Origin of the sequence: Pseudomonas sp. HMSC057H01, from assembly GCF_001836405.1 — a bacterium.
Taxonomy (GTDB): Bacteria; Pseudomonadota; Gammaproteobacteria; order Pseudomonadales; family Pseudomonadaceae; genus Pseudomonas; species Pseudomonas aeruginosa.
Genome location: NZ_KV828426.1, coordinates 139764 through 140909, shown reverse-complemented (window position 1 = coordinate 140909; position 1146 = coordinate 139764). Strand labels below are relative to the sequence as shown.

1 pseudogene is annotated in these 1146 nt (G+C 66.9%); it reads left to right on the top strand.

From position 1 onward, the window contains the following. Positions 1-1146 (top strand): annotated as a pseudogene (locus HMPREF2581_RS09055) (conjugal transfer protein TrbE); the annotation flags it as partial.

Genomic DNA, 1146 nt, shown 5'->3' with positions numbered 1-1146 from the left:
AGCTGATCGCCACGTCGGCACGCTTGAACAACGCGCTGCGCCGGCTGGGTTCGGGCTGGGCGCTGTTCATCGAGGCCGAGCGCCGCGCCGCTGCCGACTACCCGCACTCCGAGTTTCCCGAGCCGCTGTCTTGGCTGGTGGACGAAGAACGCCGGGCCACCTTCGAGGAATCGGGCAACCACTTCGAGAGCGGCTACCACCTGACGCTGGTGTACCTGCCGCCCGAGGAATCGCGCGCCCGTGCCGCCAAGATGCTCTACGAGAACACGCCGACGAATGGCGTGGACTGGCGCGAGCGGCTGCAAGCCTTCGTCGCGGAAACGGATCGGGTCTTTGACCTGCTCGAAGGCGTGATGCCGGAAATCGCCTGGCTCGATGACGCGCAGACCCTGACCTACCTGCACGCGACCATCTCGACGCGGCGCTACCGCGTGGGCGTACCCGAAGTGCCGTTCCACATCGACGCGCTGCTGACCGATTCGCCGCTGGTCGGTGGCCTCGCGCCCATGCTGGGCGACCGGCACCTGCGCGTGGTGTCGGTGCGTGGCTTTCCGACCTCGACCTGGCCGGGGATTCTGGACGACCTCAACCGCCTGGGATTTGGGTATCGCTGGAGTACGCGCTTTCTGTGCCTCGACAAATCCGAGGCGGAACGGGAATTGGGGCGCTTGCGCCGCCAGTGGTTCGCCAAGCGCAAGAACGTCATCGCGCTGTTGCGCGAAACGATCTTCCAGCAGGAAAGCCCGCTGGTCGATACCGATGCGAACAACAAGGCGGCGGACGCGGATGCGGCCTTGCAGGAGCTGGGCAGCGATCAAGTCGCCTTCGGCTACCTGACGGCGACCGTCACCGTCATGGACGCGGACGCCAGCGCAGCGGACGAGAAGCTGCGCATGGTGGAGCGCGTCATTCAGGGGCGCGGGTTCGTCACCATCCCCGAAACGCTCAACGCCGTGGATGCGTGGCTGTCCTCGCTTCCGGGCAACGCCTACGCCAATGTGCGCCAGCCCATCGTCTCGACGCTGAACCTGGCGCACATGATGCCGGTGTCGGCGGTATGGGCCGGGCCGGAGAAGAACGACCACCTGGGCGGCCCGCCGCTGATCGTCACGCGCACCGATGGCGCGACGCCGTTCCGGCTGGTGA